We start from the raw sequence: 13,397 nt of genomic DNA on the forward strand, positions 1-13,397 counted from the left end.
GGTGCTGGCTGCCGCCCACCCGGGCAGCCATAACAGCAGGGCCGTGATCAGAATCAGAATGAATCCAATTTTTTTTCGATGCATGGGATATCCTCCTTGTGTGTTATAGCGTTTTAGCAGGGGTCGATCAGTAAACGAATCAGCGTGCAAAAGGTTACACCTCGGACCACCGAATTTTTTCTTTTTTAAGGAAAACCGGCTTTTTTCGTAACTTTCTTAGATCCAGTGCGTTATAGAATATAAGGGATATGAACAGCTTCAACGCGTTTTATCGGGAAAACAGGCACAAAATTTTCGCTTATCTGATGCGAATAACACGGGACTATTACCTGGCATGTGACATCATGCAGGAGAGTTTTACCCGTTATCTCGAAAAATATGGGAACGCGGAGCCGCGGCTGGCGCTTATTTTCAAGATAGCCAGGAACGCTTTTTACGATCATGCCCGCAAAGACAACCGCAGCAGTTCGCTGCAGGAAGAGCCTGCCAGCGATCATCAGAGCCAGGAACACCTGGTCATGGTCAGGGAAGAATTCCGGCGGGTGGCAGATGCCATGCAGCAGCTGAGCCCCAAAGAAAGGGATGTTCTGGCTCTGGTTGTCAGCAGCGATCTTCCTTATGCCGAAATTGCATCCATCGTCGGCATCAGCGAGGCGAATGTCAAGGTCAGCGTTCACCGCGCCAGAAAGCAGTTGTTGAATAAAGTCAGGGGGACCCAATGACGAAAGATATCATGATCAGCCAGTTTGTGGACGATGAACTGAGTCTGGATGAGAAACTGGCGTTTGTCGAAAGTGTGCATGCCGACGCGCTTTACAAGGAGCAGACGGTCGATATCCTGCATCTGGAAAGGGAACTTCGTATGGCGCCGGTTGATCATTTGCCGGATGTAGAGATTCTACCGCGAAGACGTCCTTCACATGTGCTGCATTTTTCGAAGCAGGTCTGGGTCGCGGGGACGGCGGTCGCTGCGGTCGCCGCGGCCATAATTTTATTTTTTACCTTGTCGCAGGAGGCGGTCCCGAAAACACCCCATCGCTTTGTTTTGTTTCAGCCGCAGGCAGAGCGGGTTGAAATTTCGGGAAGTTTTACCGGCTGGCAGGCGGTTCCCATGCAAAAAGCCGGGCTCAGCGGGTACTGGGAAACGACCATCGACCTTCCGCAGGGAGAACATCGTTTCAGCTATATTATCGGAGGTCGTCAGAGAGTCCCGGACCCGACGATTTTGGTGCGGGAGCAGGATGATTTTGGGGGCGTCAACTCGATTATTGAGGTCGATTCCTTGATTTAAATTGAAAAACGATTCGCAAAAACAGGGGGTAAAGGGGGGAACGCTTGCTGCGGGCCTTATTCTGATGGGACTGTGGGTATTGACCGGCTGCGCAACCATCGTGCAAGCCGGCCGCAGCAATACCATAACGCTCTACTTCGAGGCCGGCAGCGCCGCCAGCGTGGAATTTGCCTGTTCCCTCGATCAGTTCAAACCCCGCCCCATGCAGAAGGCGGGCGGCGGTAAGTGGTCGATACGCGTACCGGACAGTCGCTATTTTACCTATTACTACATGGTCGACGGCGAGGTCCGCATTCCTGACTGCCGGCTGAAGGAAGCCGATGATTTCGGTTCGGTGAACTGCATTCATGAACCAGCTCCGGGGGTGACGGAATGATTGTCCGGGGCGGAACGGACGATTGCATGCCAAGGAGAAGATTGAGATGACAAACAAGATATGCCGCGGTATTGCCCTGCTCGTAACGGTTCTGTTCATCGGTATCGGTGGCGTACACGCATCCGATCTGCCGGCGGGCACGTCGGAACGGGTGGTCGCTTCGGTGCGGTCACTGGTGCAGGCGGGGCTGGTGCAGGCGGCGATGTCGGACATCACCAGGACCATGTTGGAAAACCGCTTTAACGACGATCAGGTGCTGGCGGTACACCGACTGTTCTTGAACGCGGCGGCACAGGACCTTCCGACAGCTCCGCTGACCGGCAAAATACTGGAGGGTATTTCAAAGCGCATTTCACCCGAGCGCATTGTCTTGGCTGTCGAAAATGTACATGCCCGCCAGTTGTTCGCCCTGGATCAGGGCAAGCGGGTTGCCGACAGTGTTTCAGTCGCCAAAGATCTGGCTGATGTGTATGCGGCTTCTCTGTCCGCCGGATTGACCCGTGCAGATGCAGAAGCGATCACGGGCCAACTGGAACGGATGACCGCGGGAAAGGGGTCGACCGACGGGTACGCCCTTTCCATGGCGACCATGAAAACAGCCCGGGACATGGCGCGTCTGGGGGTGCATAGCGACACGCTGACAGGCCTCCTATCCGGTGCTTTAAACCAGGGGTTCGACGCCGGCGGCATGGAAGCGATGCACCAATCCTTTCTTGCCGATGCACGGCAGGCCGATGCGGAAACATTGGCGACAGCCTATGGGAATGCCATCAAGAGCGGCACGGGGTTTGGCGTCAACGCATCCGGCGGTCGGACCGGCCGGGGCGAGGTCTCCGGGCATGAAGGCGGGGCGGACGGGACCGGCGGATCGGGTGCCGGAGACGGTGCGGGCTCGGGCGGCAGCGCCGGGGGGAGCGGCAGCGATGGCGGACAGGGCAGCGGCGGTGGGTCCGGGAGTACAGGCGCCGGCGGCAATGCGGGCGCCGGTGGGGGTGCCGGTTCCGGAAACGGCGGCGGTCCCGGCGGAGCAGGATCCGGGCACTGATAGACCTTCCGGTGGCGCATACTGCAGAGGCCAGAGATGGGATGCCTTAAGCGAGAGCGATTGCACCACAAAGGCACGAAGAACACAAAGAATAACGTTACCCTGCGGGACTTGCGGGAGGCTGCCGGCCAGAGACCGGAAGTCAGAAGTCAGCGGTCGGAGGTCGGAGATCAGAGGTCAGATGCTTTGACGACAAAGTCCATCAGGGCGGGTCGGCAGGGTTTGAGGATTTGTCGATATCGATAATCCTGCTGTGCAGGTAATCCTTGGTTTCATACCTGGTGATGTTCATGAGCTTCCTGGTGATGTCGCTCAATTTATTCACCTGATCCTGGATTTTTTCTATTTTTTCGTACAGCGGGTCGTCGCAGGGTGTTTTCATGACCAGGAGGTCGGCGTATCCGGTGATCGCCATCAGGGGCTGATTTAGTTCGTGACACACGGCGCCGGCCATTTCAACCACGCCCTGCAACCGTGCGTGCTCCTTTTGGGCTTCTTCCCCCATGATCCTCGCGGTGATGTCATGCAGGACAATAAGCCTGCCGATGTGTTTCCCTTTTTTATCCTCGAGGTCGGAGATGCGTAGATCTATAAAGTGCTTCTCCCTTTCCATTTCCAGGCAGATTACGCCCGGTTCGATCCTTTTCGCGTCGAGGTGAAACAGGGGGGTGCCATCGAAGAGATCATCGAGTCTTTTTCCGATGGCCGTTACGGCATCGATGGCAAGTTTGGATGCCGCCGCCGGGTTGATGTCGATCAGGCGGTCTTTTTCGTCGACCACCATGATAGGGTCGCCTATTCCATCGAAGATTTCCGATTTGGCAACCGGCAGAATGTCCAGCAGGCTGTAGCGGAAGAACCCCCATGCCATGGCGACCGCCACGAGGGAAAAGGCCAACGGCCCGATATCCATGTTGGGAACGGGACTGTTGCCTGATACGTATATGGCGTTCACCACCCACACGATTACCACCGCCGACAGCATAATGCCTGCCTGCGACCGGTGGAATCCGGAAGACATGACCACCTGCCTGATCAGTAACAAGCTCAGGATGGCCATCAGGGTGTAATGGTAGCCGATGGTCAGCCACCACAGGATGCCGTGCTCGAGGCCCAGCATGGGAAACGGGCCGGTTTCGATTTTGTAGTGCTGTAGAAAAAACAGCTGATGAAAGCCGTTGGTCCAGACAACCAGGACGATCAGGCCCGCAATGCCAAACAATATGGCCGGTATTTTAGAGGAAATCTGCCTTTCATACCCGAAGACGGCAAAACCGAACAGAAGCGCCAGGGGCGGGCACAGCGCGATGCCGACATACTGCACCCCGGTGATGAAAAGATCGGTTTCGACGTCGAAGCCGAAATAGAGCATTCCTTCCGTGGCGGCCCAGAAGGAGGCGGCCAGGCAGAGCAGGGTCAGATACCCGGCACCGCGGGCCTTTCTTCTGGACAGGGTATACATACCAACCGCCAGTATGAACGCCGCAGCTGTAAAAAAAGGAAGCGCGTACGCAAGGCGAATATGCATGGGAGCACCTTGTTTTTCTACGACCTGAATTCATGTACGATCAAGTTCCCGATACCTATCAAAGAATGGCAATGAAAATCAATCTGTGTTTCGAATTCCCGTAAATTGCAAAAACGTTCCTGCTGTGTTAAAAGATATATTTAATTGTTTATAGTTTTCAATGCGTTATATTATAATCAGGGGCGGGCATGAAGCTGCGCGATACGTGTGGCCAGTTGGCCGCCGAGGTCGAATACGCGTTTGCCATGATGAGAATAAAAGACTGATAATCGCTTCGGAATGAAACCCTGGTCGAGATTGACTGTCAAAAGAGGAGGGAGCCGTATGTTTGAACCACAGCCTTTCAATGTGCAGATACCGGAAACGGTGATCGACGATCTGAAAAAGCGTCTGGCGCTCACCCGGTGGCCCGACGAAATATCCGGGACCGGGTGGCGTTACGGTGCGAACCTGGCCTATCTGCAGGAATTGGCGGAATACTGGCAAAACGAATACGACTGGAGGACTCACGAGAAAATTTTAAACGGCTTCAGACAGTTCACGGTCACGATCGAAGACATCACCCTGCATTACATTCACCAGGAAGGGGTGGGGCCGGATCCGCTGCCCTTGCTCATCAGCCACGGGTGGCCGGGTTCTGTATGGGAATTTACCAAGATTATCGGGCCGCTGACCGATCCGGCCCGCTTCGGCGGCGATCCCGGCGACGCTTTCACCGTGGTGGCGCCGTCATTACCGGGGTATGGATTTTCCCACACCCCCGGCCAGCGCCGTCTGACCATAGAAGAGATGGCGGACCTGTTTGCCCGGCTGATGGGCGATGTGCTCGGGTATTCCCGCTTTGCGGCCCAGGGAGGAGACTGGGGATCTTTTGTCACCGCGCGTTTGGGCTATGCCCATCCGGAAAAGCTGGCGGGCATCCACCTGAACATGCTGCCCCTCTCCCCGCACCCGGCGGACCGCACGACGCTCTCGGATGCCGAGGCCGATTTTCTCAAGGAAGGGGAACGGTTCCGGAAGGAGGAGACGGGTTACCAGTGGATTCAGGGGACAAAACCCCAAACCCTGGCTTACGGCCTGTGCGATTCCCCCGTCGGTATCGCCGCCTGGATTGCGGAAAAATTTCACACCTGGACGGATTGCGGCGGCAATCTCGAAAGCCGGATAACCAAAGACGACCTGCTCACCAATGTCATGATCTACTGGGTTTCGAACACGATCAACAGCTCATTTTACCCGTATTACCAGCTTCTGCACCGTCCCTGGCGGTTGGGCCGCGGAGAAAAAATAACCGTGCCTGCGGCGTTCGCCGCTTTTCCGGCGGAGATCCTGCGGCCCCCCCGCGAGTGGGTGGAAAGACTTTTCAACGTCAAGCGCTGGACCCCCATGCCCGCCGGGGGGCATTTTGCCGCCCTGGAGGAACCCGAACGGCTGGTGGATGACATCCGGGCCTTTTTCCGGGAGTTGAGGTAAACCCCGGCGCTGCAACTATGGGGTACAGACCGGAAGCGGCTGCCTTTCACACGTCATAGAGGATTTCCCAGTAGCGGTCGAAGTGCGGATCCGTCTGGCTGTAGCGGTAGTAGAGGGTTTTGCCGGCGCCGCGGCCGTTGTTGGCGTCTTCTTTCCAGTAGCGCAGCAGGATCGCGGGCTCCAGGTCAGCGCCCCCCTCGCCGCCTTCTTTTTCGGCCGGCACCTTGATCCATTGCTCCCTTTCTTCGATCACCTTCCAGACGGTATCGTGCTGCCGGCTCCTGACCCGCTCACCGACTCTCGGGAGGGCCAGGGCTTCCCTGAGATCCTTGAACCGGTAGGAATACCTCTCGCCGTGATCGAGAACGCTGTCCCCAAGCACCATGATCCCGAGGGCGCCGATCGGGGCGGTGAGCAGGATGGACAGCACGGCTACGGCCAGAATGACATCGCCGGAGGCGACGCCGGCAGCCAGGGGGACGGCTCCGATGGCGGCCTGGACCGTGGCTTTGGGAATATAGGCCACCACGCAGAACAGTTTTTCCCTGAAATCCAGGTCGGTGCCGAACAAGGAGATGTAGGTTCCCACGCTTCGGAACAAAAGCCCGACGGCGATGACGGCCATCCCGGCCAGGCCGGCTTTCCAGGCCACGTGGATGTTGACCTGGGCGCCGACCAGCACGAAAAGCAGAAGCTCTGCGAACACCCAGATCTTTTTGAGCTTCTGGGAGATGATGTGGGCGATGGCTTCGGACTTTTCGAGAATGACAAAGCCGATCGCCATGACGCCCAACAGGCTCGCAATCGGAACGAGGTGCTCCAGGGCCTTCTCCGTCCAGACCAGCAGGATGGCCGTTCCCGTCACGACGATGGTTCTTTTGGGCGGACGAAAGTCGAATCTGCTGAAGAGAAGATAGAGGAAATAGCCCGCTATCAGGCCGGCGACGACTCCCAAGACGATGCTGACAGGGATCTCGGCGAGTTTGGCGAGAAGGTTGACCTCTCCCCCCCCGTACATGCCCAGAAAGGCCGTAAACAGGACGATCACGAAGACGTCGTCCACGGACGAGGCCCCCAGGATCATGGACGGGATGCCTTTTTGGGTGCCCCGGCCCCGATCCATGAAGTCGATCATCAGCGGGACGACCACCGCCGGGGAGACCGCCCCCAGAATGGCGCCGAGGATGGCGCCTTCCAGAAGGGTGATTCCCAGGAGCCGCGGGGCTACCAGCGTGACGCCGACGATCTCGAAAATTGCGGGCACGGCGCTCATGGTCAATGCGGCCCTTCCGACGCGGTGAAGCGTGTCTTTGCGAAGCTCGAAACCGGCCCGCAGCAGAATGACGATAAGGGCGATTTTGCGAAAATCTCCGGAAACCGACAGCATTTCCGGAGACAGCAGGTTCAGCACATAGGGCCCGGCCGCAACACCCACCAGCAGCATTCCCACCAGTCCGGGAAGCTTGAGCTTCCGGAACAGATAATCCCCTGCCAGACCGAGAAGAACGATCAAAGCGATACCGAACGCCATAAGACCTCCTGGAATAAAAAAAGCCCTGCCAGGTGGCGGCCTCACAGGACATCGAAATAAAAAAACCCACCTGGCTGTTCAGGTGGGGCGGAGATACAGGACTCCTACCCCGTAACGCGCTGTGGTAGAAGTCATCAGCCCCCGGGAAGGGGCGGTTGTCGGCAGACTTCATTGCCGGATCGAAGCCCACCCTATCGCAGGGCAAAAAGGCTGTCAATATGCTTCGGGGAAAACATGCGGCGCTTGTGTCGGGACAGGCAAATGGTTGGTTGACCTCATATAAGACTGGCGGGAAAGCCCCTATAATCTAGAAAACGGCAGTCCAAGAAATCCGAGTAGTGCAAGTGCGGTGAAAGCCGCTCCCGCTAAAAAAGTGGCCGGTGCGCCGAATGCGGTCCAAAGGCCCCCTGCGATGACACTCGCCAGCAATAAGGCGCCGCCACTGGCAAGATTGAAAATTCCAAAGGCCGTACCAAGAAACTCGGAAGGGGCGTTGTCGGCCACGAGTTTGGCGAAAATTCCCTGCGTGAGCCCCATATGCACGCCCCAGAATGCCACGCCGATCAATGCCTGCAACGGGGTTGTGGCAAAGGCCAGGAGGAGGTCCGCCACAAGCAGCATCCCGAGTCCTATCATGAGAAGGGTCATCTGATTGAGATGATCGGCGGCGACGCCCGCCGGATAGGAAGTCAGCGTATAGGCAATATTCATCACGATCAGCACCAGAGGAACGTATGCAAGCGTCAACCCGATTTCTTGTACACGAAGTACCAGGAATGCTTCACTGAAGCGGGCCAGCGTGAATGTCGTACCGAGCACGATGATAAACCAGTAGCGCATCGGCAGACGCTTGACCTCTGCGAAAATCATGGGTTTTCGAATGCCGTCATTGTGTGCGGGCGCTCCGGGCTCCTTGACCCCAAAGCCAAGCAGCGCCACGGCGGCAAAAGCAGGAATGACCGCGACCCACAGCACCGCTCTGATATTGTTGGACAACCATGCCATGAATGCCACTGCGGCAAGTGGCCCGATCAGTGCACCGAGAGAATCCAGCGACTGCCTGAGCCCGTAGGCCGCCCCCCGGCGTTCAGGAGGCGCAATGTCGGCCACCAGGGCATCCCGGGGCGCCCCGCGAATGCCTTTACCGATACGGTCTATGAATCTGGCGGCAAACACCCAGCCAATGGTGTTGGCCAGCGGAAAAATCGGCTTTGTGAGCGCTGCGAGGCCGTAGCCGATCCCCGCGAGCCACTTGCGCTTTCCAAGGTAGTCGCTGATTGCTCCCGAAAATACTTTCGTCATTGCAGCCGTCGCCTCGGCAACTCCCTCGATAAGACCGATGGTGGTCATGGAGGCTCCCAGGACGGTCGCCATGAATACCGGCAGCAGGCTGTGAATGAGCTCCGAAGAGATGTCCATGCACATGGAGACGAGGCCCAGCACCCAAATGCCCGCGGGCAGACCACGGAACAGGCCCGCCGCGGCAGGGGCGGCTTTCCCGGCATTTTTCGATGGCGCGCTCATCCGCTGATTATAGGCGATCTGCTGTTTATTTACAATGGCAGTGCGTTTTTTTACCGAATTGAAGGGTCGGGGTGCTTCGGCTTAGAACGCTCGACTCAGGTTAGGCATAGCAGCCCACGAACTCGCCGCAACGGGCATTGAAAAATTCCATGGCCTCATCGACCGTGTCGAAGATGATCCAGTCATGACGAATGGTCCTTTCACCTTTTTTGCGGATCCGTTCGATCTCGGTGCTCCCGAAATATTCAAATTGATCGTGATAATCCGGATACAATTCATGCTTCCTCATGTTTATCCTCCTATTGCTGTATGATTTAGCCCAGATTACCATATGGGTTTGACAGATCCGGTCACAGTGCTGTAGATTTTTATTTGTTGGAGAACGCAGGGGAGCATAGGTCAGGGAAGAGAAATCAGAGGTCGGAGGTCGGAAAACGGAGAATAGAAGACCGATGATGATAAACTCAGCTGATGAGCTAAACGTGTATACACGGCAGGGTTAAAACCCTGCGCTACATAGCCGTGGGCTATATGCTATGCAGACCAGGGCTTCATCCCTGAAAAAATAAATCGCCTTATGCCTTGGGCCATACGTTTTAGGTCTCACGGTTCACAGGCGAGTAGGGAGTGTCTTCCAGTAGGGAGTATGGAGTAAGCGTCTGCTATAAGAAAAAAACACTCCCTCCTCCTTACTGATTTCTGACTTGTGTTCCCTGTCCTTATCACGAAGGGTGTTGCATGGACCAATTTGATGGGATCAGCTTGAAGACGCGGTTGTATGTGTTGATTCTGGCCGCTTTCATTCCCGTGACGTTTCTCATCGTCTATGTTGCCGAGGAGCAAAAAGCGATCGAGAAAGAGGCCATTTTGCACAGAACCAAGCTGATGGCCCAAGGGGTGGCCGAAGCGGAAAACCTGCAGATGATGGCCACCCGCGATCTTATGGCTGCCTTGGCCGGGGCATATCTGCTGGCCGATGGTCGCCCGAAGAAAATGTCGGTGTTCCTTTCCAATCTGCGCAGCCAATCCGATATGTACGCGGTATTAGGCATTCTCGACACGAACGGGCGACTGGTTGCAGGTGACGGCTCTGCCGCCATGACGCATGATTACGGCAACCAGGACTGGTTTTCCACCTGCCTGGAACAGAAACGGTTGACCATGGGGCCTTATCACGGCGAGCATGTCGACGGCGCGCCGGTACTCTATTTCGCCGAACCCATTTCCAACCGCCGCGGGAAAATTGCGGCCGTGGCCTTTGTTGCCATAAACCTGAACCGGATAAGCCGCAGCCTTTTCGAGCAGCTGTCCGAACTGCCTCCGGGCTCCCGGCTGACCCTGGTGGATGAGCGGCAGGTGCTGCTGCGCTATGCCGTGGAAACCGCCCGCTGGTCTGAAGCACAATATGTGGATCCCTCGCTGCAGCAGCAGATCGCCAACCAGGCCTCGGGGGTACTGGTGGCCGAGGATGAAAAGGGCATGCCGAGAATTTACGCCTTTGCCCACCTGGAAAGTGCCTTGCAGCCACGCCGGATCGCCGTTGTCCTGGAAATTCCCCGGTCAGTGGCCCTGGCGGCATCCAGTCGCACCTTTGTTAGCAATTTGATCTTGCTGATCGTTTCGGCGCTCATGGCCATTCTATCTATCTGGTGGGCTGCCAACCGTTTCATTCTGAGACGGGTCGGCGCCATCGTTCGCGCCAACCGCCGCCTGATCGCGGGTGATTTTCGGGCGCGCGTCGGTCGAATCGGCGCCAACGACGAGATCGGTCATCTGGCAGGCGTCTTCGACGAAATGGCTGCATCGCTGCAGATGCGTATTGAAAGGGAGGAACAGGTGACAACCTCCCTGAAGCACTCCCGGGAGCAGCTTCGCCGGTTGTCCGCCCACCAGAACGATATCCGTGAACATGAGCGCATCCGTATTGCGCGTGAGATTCACGATCAGCTCGGCCAGTCCCTGACTATCTTGAAAATGGACCTGGCCTGGCTGAAGAGACGGTTGCCGGCCGGCGACGGCATCCTGAAGGAAAAAATAGAGGTCATGGTCCGGCTGATCGGCGAATCCTTGGATAAACTGCATGAGGTCACCGCCGAGTTGAGGCCGGTGATCCTGGATGATTTCGGACTGGCCGCCGCCATCGAATGGCAGTTGGAAATCGTTCTCCAACGCAGCGGTATCGGCTGCCGTTTGCAAAACAACGGCTACGAACCGGATCTGTCCAGGGATCAGGCAACGGCCCTCTTTCGAATATTCCAGGAACTTCTGACCAACATCATTCGTCATGCGGAAGCCAGTGATGTGGTCGTACGCCTGGAAGAGAGGAACGGAGAACTCAGGATGCAGGTGGCGGACAACGGCCGCGGAATCACCGAGGATGAAATCAACTCACCCCACGCATTCGGGTTGCTGGGTATTCGCGAACGCCTCTACCCGCTGGGTGGTAAGGCCGTTTTCGAGGGGCGCCCCGGGCAGGGAACCCGCGCCACCATCTATCTGCCCCTGAATCAACCCCAACGCCGAGGGCAAAAAGGAGACACAACATGATCAACGTCGTTATCACCGACGATCATCCCGTCGTGCGGGCCGGCCTGAAGCAGATTATCATGGAAGAGCCAGATATCGCCGTTGCCGGGGAGGCATCCAACGGCATAGAGCTGCTCAACCTGATTCGCCATCATGACTATGACGTTATCCTGCTGGACCTGACGATGCCCGGTATGGACGGGCTGGATGTCCTGAAACAGCTGAAGATCGAAAGGCCTCAACTGCCGGTGGTCATCCTGACCATCCACCCGGAATCCCAATACGCTTTGAGAATATTGAAGGCCGGTGCATCCGGGTATCTCACCAAGTCGAGCGCCGACGAGGAGCTGATCAGGGCCATCCGCAAGGTGCACCGGGGCGGTAAATATATCAGCCCTTCCCTTGCGGAAAAGATTGCGTTTGCGCTGGATGACAACACGAATCAATCGCCCCATGAAACCCTGTCCGATCGCGAGTACCAGGTGCTGTGCCTGATCGGATCCGGAAAAACCGTCACCCAGGTTGCCGATTCACTGGCGTTGAGCGTAAAAACAGTCAGCACATATCGCGCCCGCATCCTCGAGAAAATGCACATGGAAAACAATGCCGAGCTGATTCACTACGCTGTTCAGAACGATCTGGTGGAGTAGGGAGTAAGGAGAAATCAGTAAGGAGGAGGGAGTGTTTTTTGCTTATAGCTTGTGACCTCCGACTTCTTGCAACCCCCCGCAGAGCAAAAATATTTTCTGCGGGGTCTGCAAGATGATTGCCCTTGCTTCAAGCCGATAGCCCCTTGCGAGCCCCGCAGGGTGACGTTATTCTTTGTGTCCTTTGTGGCTTTGTGGTTCAATCTCTCTTGCCCCATGCTTCCGCCCCCCCCGCCCTCCGGCCTCTGTTCCCTTTCCACAGCAAGCGTTTTGCTGTCGGACAAACACCGACACCAACTCCCGGTTAACGCCTACAAAAAGATCAGATGATGGCCGATTTCCCTGCAAAGCGGCAGCTCTTACTATTGGTGCAGCGAAAACAACCAGTAAACCAATGAAAGGAGCGCATCATGGAAAAATTCAATAATATTCTTGTGGTAAGTCGGTCGACGCAGCATTGCATCAAGGTATTGGAAACAGGGGTCGCCCTGGCCCGCAAATTCGATGCACACTTGCATGTACTGCACATCATTCACGATCCCTTCAGCCTCAATGGCTGGAACCTTCCGGTTCCATCCCTGGACGAAGAATACAAGGCCATGGTCGCAAAGGCGCGCAAAGAACTGGAGCGGATCATCAAACTGGAAAAGGCCGAAGGTCTTGTTATCAATGAATGGGTCAAGGACGGCGACCCGCTGGAAGCCATTACCCAGGCAGTCGAAAGCGAGCAGGTGGACCTGATCCTCATGTTGGCCCATCGGGAAGGACGTCTGGAACATTTTCTTTTCGGCAAGACCAACGATGCCATTATCCGCAGTCTGCCGGCAAGCCTGATGCTGGTTCGTTAAGGAGGTGGATCATGAATGTAAGTCCGATATCGATCAAGGTTGCTCAAGAAACCCCCATCGACGAATTGATGCAGCAATTGGATACCACCGCCCAAGGCCTTTCCAAAGATGAAGCTCACCGACGGATCGAGCAATTTGGCGCCAATGAAATCGACGAGCAGTCCACCAGCATGCTGCTCAAATTTCTCGGATTTCTGTGGGGACCCATCCCCTGGATGATCGAAGCCGCGGCGATTCTATCGCTTGTCGTCAAGCATTGGGTCGACTTCGGCATCATTGTCATCCTGCTGTTTTTCAATGCCGCCATTGGATTCTGGCAGGAGCACCAGGCCGGCAATGCCATCGCCGCCCTGAAAAACAAGCTGGCGTTGAAAAGCAGGGTGCGGCGGGAAGGCGCCTGGCAGGAAATAGATGCCCGTCAACTGGTTCCCGGCGACATTATCCGTCTGCGGGCGGGCGATGTCGTTCCCGCCGACGCCAAACTTATCGAGGGGGAATACCTGAGCGTCGACCAGTCGGCACTCACCGGCGAGTCCCTGCCCGCCGGCAAAGAGCAGGGAGACGGGGTTTACTCGGGATCCATTGCCAGGCAGGGGGAGATGGTCGCT

The 13,397-nt window shown here is 56.5% G+C and carries 12 protein-coding genes and 1 pseudogene; 9 read left to right on the top strand and 4 right to left on the bottom strand.

All coding sequences use genetic code 11. The features are described 5' to 3' along the window. Nucleotides 1-248: 248 nt before the first annotated feature. Genes LJE94_04840 through LJE94_04855 form a run of 4 tightly spaced genes read left to right on the top strand, consistent with a single transcriptional unit; the run spans nucleotide 249 to nucleotide 2,712 of the window. On the top strand, nucleotides 249-722 hold the full coding sequence (locus LJE94_04840; GenBank protein MCG6909435.1) for an RNA polymerase sigma factor: 474 nt from the start codon (nucleotides 249-251) through the stop codon (nucleotides 720-722). Beyond that, nucleotides 719-1,291: a glycogen-binding domain-containing protein gene (locus LJE94_04845; protein MCG6909436.1), complete on the top strand. Its 573-nt coding sequence runs from the start codon at nucleotides 719-721 to the stop codon at nucleotides 1,289-1,291. Before LJE94_04840 ends, LJE94_04845 begins: the two co-directional genes overlap by 4 nt. Before the next feature lies 1 nt (nucleotide 1,292). Continuing rightward, nucleotides 1,293-1,667, top strand: a complete 375-nt coding sequence (locus LJE94_04850; protein MCG6909437.1) for a glycogen-binding domain-containing protein — start codon at nucleotides 1,293-1,295, stop codon at nucleotides 1,665-1,667. A gap of 46 nt (nucleotides 1,668-1,713) precedes the next feature. Beyond that, nucleotides 1,714-2,712: a hypothetical protein gene (locus tag LJE94_04855; protein MCG6909438.1), complete on the top strand. Its 999-nt coding sequence runs from the start codon at nucleotides 1,714-1,716 to the stop codon at nucleotides 2,710-2,712. A 202-nt stretch (nucleotides 2,713-2,914) separates the two neighbouring features. Here LJE94_04855 and LJE94_04860 read toward each other — a convergent pair whose 3' ends face one another. Then, nucleotides 2,915-4,240 (bottom strand): PAS domain-containing protein, encoded by a 1,326-nt coding sequence (locus LJE94_04860; protein MCG6909439.1) that lies wholly within the window; start codon nucleotides 4,238-4,240, stop codon nucleotides 2,915-2,917. Nucleotides 4,241-4,564: 324 nt separating this feature from the next. Here LJE94_04860 and LJE94_04865 point away from each other — a divergent pair, with 324 nt between their 5' ends. After that, nucleotides 4,565-5,713, top strand: a complete 1,149-nt coding sequence (locus tag LJE94_04865; protein ID MCG6909440.1) for an epoxide hydrolase 1 — start codon at nucleotides 4,565-4,567, stop codon at nucleotides 5,711-5,713. A gap of 385 nt (nucleotides 5,714-6,098) precedes the next feature. Here LJE94_04865 and LJE94_04870 read toward each other — a convergent pair. The 3 genes and pseudogenes from LJE94_04870 to LJE94_04880 form a co-directional block, all read right to left on the bottom strand. Continuing rightward, nucleotides 6,099-7,244 (bottom strand): annotated as a pseudogene (locus LJE94_04870) (cation:proton antiporter). A 300-nt stretch (nucleotides 7,245-7,544) separates the two neighbouring features. Next, nucleotides 7,545-8,768 (bottom strand): MFS transporter, encoded by a 1,224-nt coding sequence (locus LJE94_04875; protein MCG6909441.1) that lies wholly within the window; start codon nucleotides 8,766-8,768, stop codon nucleotides 7,545-7,547. 100 nt (nucleotides 8,769-8,868) lie between these two features. Beyond that, nucleotides 8,869-9,057 carry a hypothetical protein gene (locus tag LJE94_04880; GenBank protein ID MCG6909442.1) on the bottom strand — a complete coding sequence of 63 codons (189 nt, stop codon included), beginning with the start codon at nucleotides 9,055-9,057 and terminating at the stop codon, nucleotides 8,869-8,871. A 449-nt stretch (nucleotides 9,058-9,506) separates the two neighbouring features. On the opposite strand from LJE94_04880, the gene LJE94_04885 reads away from it, so the two are divergent. From LJE94_04885 to LJE94_04900, 4 genes are all read left to right on the top strand, one after another. Beyond that, entirely contained in the window at nucleotides 9,507-11,315 is a 1,809-nt protein-coding gene (locus LJE94_04885) for a histidine kinase (GenBank protein ID MCG6909443.1), read from the top strand. Further along, nucleotides 11,312-11,944, top strand: coding sequence for a response regulator transcription factor (locus LJE94_04890; protein ID MCG6909444.1), 633 nt, complete (start codon nucleotides 11,312-11,314; stop codon nucleotides 11,942-11,944). Before LJE94_04885 ends, LJE94_04890 begins: the two co-directional genes overlap by 4 nt. Before the next feature lie 407 nt (nucleotides 11,945-12,351). Next, entirely contained in the window at nucleotides 12,352-12,789 is a 438-nt protein-coding gene (locus tag LJE94_04895) for a universal stress protein (protein MCG6909445.1), read from the top strand. 11 nt (nucleotides 12,790-12,800) lie between these two features. Further along, a partial coding sequence (locus LJE94_04900) for an HAD-IC family P-type ATPase (protein MCG6909446.1) occupies nucleotides 12,801-13,397 on the top strand: 597 nt, incomplete at its 3' end.

This window comes from Deltaproteobacteria bacterium (genome assembly GCA_022340465.1).
GTDB lineage: Bacteria > Desulfobacterota > Desulfobacteria > Desulfobacterales > B30-G6 > JAJDNW01.

Bases quoted from the DNA above. Each gene is read 5' to 3' on its own strand.
- LJE94_04840 (MCG6909435.1), top strand. From the start codon at position 249: ATGAACAGCTTCAACGCGTTTTATCGGGAAAACAGGCACAAAATTTTC.
- LJE94_04845 (MCG6909436.1), top strand. From the start codon at position 719: ATGACGAAAGATATCATGATCAGCCAGTTTGTGGACGATGAACTGAGT.
- LJE94_04855 (MCG6909438.1), top strand. From the start codon at position 1,714: ATGACAAACAAGATATGCCGCGGTATTGCCCTGCTCGTAACGGTTCTG.
- LJE94_04860 (MCG6909439.1), bottom strand. From the start codon at position 4,240: ATGCATATTCGCCTTGCGTACGCGCTTCCTTTTTTTACAGCTGCGGCG.
- LJE94_04865 (MCG6909440.1), top strand. From the start codon at position 4,565: ATGTTTGAACCACAGCCTTTCAATGTGCAGATACCGGAAACGGTGATC.
- LJE94_04875 (MCG6909441.1), bottom strand. From the start codon at position 8,768: ATGAGCGCGCCATCGAAAAATGCCGGGAAAGCCGCCCCTGCCGCGGCG.
- LJE94_04880 (MCG6909442.1), bottom strand. From the start codon at position 9,057: ATGAGGAAGCATGAATTGTATCCGGATTATCACGATCAATTTGAATAT.
- LJE94_04885 (MCG6909443.1), top strand. From the start codon at position 9,507: ATGGACCAATTTGATGGGATCAGCTTGAAGACGCGGTTGTATGTGTTG.
- LJE94_04890 (MCG6909444.1), top strand. From the start codon at position 11,312: ATGATCAACGTCGTTATCACCGACGATCATCCCGTCGTGCGGGCCGGC.
- LJE94_04895 (MCG6909445.1), top strand. From the start codon at position 12,352: ATGGAAAAATTCAATAATATTCTTGTGGTAAGTCGGTCGACGCAGCAT.